General features: G+C 64.2%; 4 protein-coding genes. All 4 read left to right on the top strand.

The genetic code is table 11. The features are described from left to right. A partial coding sequence (locus IL54_RS14275) for a metallopeptidase TldD-related protein (RefSeq protein WP_037478736.1) occupies positions 1-1,074 on the top strand: 1,074 nt, incomplete at its 5' end. A gap of 56 nt (positions 1,075-1,130) precedes the next feature. Next, positions 1,131-1,706: a DUF924 family protein gene (locus IL54_RS14270; protein WP_037476546.1), complete on the top strand. Its 576-nt coding sequence runs from the start codon at positions 1,131-1,133 to the stop codon at positions 1,704-1,706. 158 nt (positions 1,707-1,864) lie between these two features. Further along, complete coding sequence (locus IL54_RS14265) at positions 1,865-2,203, top strand: P-II family nitrogen regulator (protein WP_037476545.1); 339 nt, start codon at positions 1,865-1,867, stop codon at positions 2,201-2,203. A gap of 13 nt (positions 2,204-2,216) precedes the next feature. Next, a partial coding sequence (locus IL54_RS14260; protein ID WP_037478734.1) for an ammonium transporter occupies positions 2,217-3,472 on the top strand: 1,256 nt, incomplete at its 3' end.

Below are 3,472 nucleotides of genomic sequence, written 5' to 3'. Positions count from 1 at the left end.
GATGCCAATCCGCTGGAGATCGTCCCCTTCGCCGAGAAGGTGACGCTGTGCGCCGCGATCGACGCCGCCGCCCGCGCCCGTGATCCGCGCGTCGCGCAGGTGTCGGTCAATCTGGCGGGCAGCTGGTCCGTGGTCGAAATCGTCCGCGCCGACGGCTTTACCGCCACCGACATCCGCCCGCTCGTGCGCCTCAATGTATCGGTCATTCTGGAAGAGAATGGCCGTCGCGAAACCGGCAGCTTCGGCATTGGCGGGCGCTATCTCTACGATCAGGTCATGGAACCGGCCGTGTGGAACCGCGCGATCGACGAGGCGCTGGCCCAGGCGCGGGTCAATATGCGATCGGTCGCCGCGCCTGCGGGCGAGATGACCGTGCTGCTCGGCCCTGGCTGGCCCGGCGTGCTGGTGCATGAAGCCATCGGCCATGGCCTGGAAGGCGATTTCAACCGCAAGGGCACCAGCGCCTTTTCCGGCCGCATCGGCGAGCGCGTCGCCGCGCCCGGCGTCACCGTGGTCGATGACGGCGCGATCGCCGACCGGCGCGGATCGCTCTCGATCGACGATGAAGGCACGCCCACGCGCGAGAACATCCTGATCGAGGATGGCATCTTGCGCGGCTATATGCAGGACCGGCTCAACGCCCGGCTGATGGGGGTCGAGCCGACCGGCAATGGCCGCCGCGAAAGCTATGCCCATGGTCCCATGCCGCGCATGACCAACACCTTCATCAAGGGCGGGCAGGACGATCCCGAAGAACTGCTGTCGCGCATGAAGACCGGCATCTTCGCCAAGAGCTTCGGCGGCGGCCAGGTCGACATCGTGTCGGGCAAGTTCGTCTTCTCCTGCACTGAGGCCTATAAGGTCGAGAATGGCAAGCTGGGCGACCCGATCAAGGGCGCGACGCTGATCGGCGATGGCCCCACGGCGCTGACCAAGGTGGTCGGCATCGGCAATGACTGGGCGCTGGACGAAGGCATCGGCATGTGCGGCAAGGGCGGGCAAAGCGTGCCCGCGGGCGTCGGCCAGCCGACGCTGCTGCTGCAGGGGCTGACGGTAGGCGGCACGGCGACCTGATCGCCAGAAGCGGCCTATGGTGGAACCGGATCGGCCGCTCGTCTGTATAGGTCGGTATGAACATGCTCACCGACAGCCATGATGCCGTGACCGCCGACTGGGCCGCAGCCCTGCTCGACTTCTGGTTCAACGAAGTCGGCGAGGCCGGATGGTGGGAGAAAGACTCCGCATTGGACCAGCGCTGCATCGCCCGTTTCGGCGATCTGTGGCAGGAAAAACAGGCATTGCCGCCCGAAGCCTTCCTCGACCGCGCCGATGAGGCTTTGGCGGCGATCCTGCTGTTCGACCAACTGCCCCGCAATATGTTCCGCGATACCGCACAGGCCTTCGCCAGCGATCCGCTGGCCCGCGATGTCGCGCGCGGGGCGATCGCCCATGGCTATGACATTCAGATCGGCGGCACCGGGCGGCTCTTCTTCTACATGCCCTTCATGCATAGCGAGGCGCTGGAGGATCAGGAGACGGCGCTGACCCTGTTCGAAGGGGCAGGCGACGATCATTGGCTCGGCTTTGCGCGTGATCACCACGCGATCATCGCCCGTTTCGGCCGTTTCCCGCACCGCAATGCCGCCCTCGGCCGCACCACGCTGCCCGATGAGGAGGCAGCCATCGCGGAAGGCGGCCAATGGTAGGCTGATGCTGCCTGTTTTTTGAGCAGGCGCGCGCCGCTGCTCAATTTTTTGGCGCTACTTTTCGTCGCGCCGCACACTAAGCCCGTATTAACGCGCCATTAGCAAGTTGGCACGCCTCTTGCTGAGTATGTCCCCGCACACCAGTAACAGGGGGCGACATGAAACTTGTCATGGCTATCATTAAGCCGTTCAAGCTCGACGATGTTCGCGAGGCACTATCCTCGCTCGGCATCGCAGGCATGACGGTCAGCGAAGTGAAGGGCTTTGGTCGCCAAAAGGGGCAGACCGAAATTTATCGCGGCGCGGAATATTCCACCAACATGGTTCCCAAGATCAAGGTCGAGGTCGTTTGCGACGACGACCTGGCACCGCGCGTCGTGGAAGCGACGCAGGCGGCCGCCAATTCGGGTGCCATCGGCGATGGCAAGATCTTCGTCCTCGATGTCGGTCAGGCCGTGCGCATCCGCACCGGCGAGACCGGCGAAACCGCGCTGTAAGAAGGGGGGAATGATGACCTTTTCCAAGAAACTTTGCGGGATGGCGGGGGCAGCGGGGCTGTCGCTCTTCGCCGCCCTGCCTGCCTGGGCGCAGGAAGCCGCCGAAGCGGCACCCGCCGCAGCCGTGCCCAATCCGGGCAACAACGCCTGGATGATGACGTCGACCGTCCTCGTTCTGCTCATGATCCTGCCGGGCCTTGCGCTGTTCTATGGCGGCCTGACCCGGTCGAAGAATATGTTGGCGACGATGACGCAGATCGGCGCGGCCGCCTGCCTCGCCATGCTCATCTGGGTCATGTACGGCTATGGCCTGGCCTTCGGTCCTGAAGGTAATGCCTTCATTTCATGGGGCAAATGGTTCCTGGTCGGCGTCACCACCGACAGCACGGCAGCCACCTTCTCCGACGAAGTGATTTCGGAATATGTGTTCGTCAGCTTCCAGATGACCTTTGCCGCCATCACGGCTGCGCTGGTCCTGGGTTCGGTGGTCGAGCGCATGAAATTCTCGGCGGTCATGCTCTTCACCGCCATTTGGCTCACGATCGTCTATTTCCCGATCGCCCACATGGTCTGGGCTGGCGGCGGTCTGCTGTTCGACATGGGCGCGCTGGACTTTGCCGGCGGTACCGTGGTGCATATCAACGCTGGCGTGTCCGCGCTGGTCGCCTGCCTCATCCTTGGCAAGCGTATCGGCTATCCCAAAGAGCCAATGGCCCCGCACAGCATGACGATGACGATGATCGGCACCGGCATGCTCTGGGTTGGCTGGTTCGGCTTCAACGCGGGTTCCGAACTGGAAGCCGACGGCACGGCGGCGCTCGCCATGATCAACACCTTCGTCGCCACCGCGGCAGGGGCGCTGTTCTGGATGCTCGCTGAAAAGGCCCATGGTCACAAGGCTTCGGCTCTCGGCTTCTGCTCCGGCGTGATCGCCGGTCTGGTCGCCGTCACCCCGGCTGCGGGCAATTCCGGGCCTTTCGGTGCCATCGTCCTGGGTGCCCTTGCCTCGATCATCTGCTTCTACTTCGTGTCGGTCATCAAGCCCAAGCTTGGCTATGACGACAGCCTGGACGCCTTCGGCATCCATGGTGTGGGCGGCATCGTCGGCGCCATTGGCACCGGCATCGTCTACCAGCCCTTCCTGGGTGGCCCCGGCGACGGTTCGACCGCCATGGGCGCCCAGGTGATGACGCAGATCATCGCCGTGGTCGTCTCCATTGTCTGGGCCTCGGTCGGCACCGCCATCGCCATCTTCATCGCCAAGGCCGT

The sequence above is a fragment of the Sphingobium sp. ba1 genome, from assembly GCF_000743655.1.
Taxonomy (GTDB): Bacteria; Pseudomonadota; Alphaproteobacteria; order Sphingomonadales; family Sphingomonadaceae; genus Sphingobium.
The sequence above is the reverse complement of the archived record's forward strand: the minus strand, read 5'-3'. Positions and strand labels throughout refer to the sequence as shown.

Bases quoted from the DNA above. Each gene is read 5' to 3' on its own strand.
- IL54_RS14270 (WP_037476546.1), top strand. From the start codon at position 1,131: ATGAACATGCTCACCGACAGCCATGATGCCGTGACCGCCGACTGGGCC.
- IL54_RS14265 (WP_037476545.1), top strand. From the start codon at position 1,865: ATGAAACTTGTCATGGCTATCATTAAGCCGTTCAAGCTCGACGATGTT.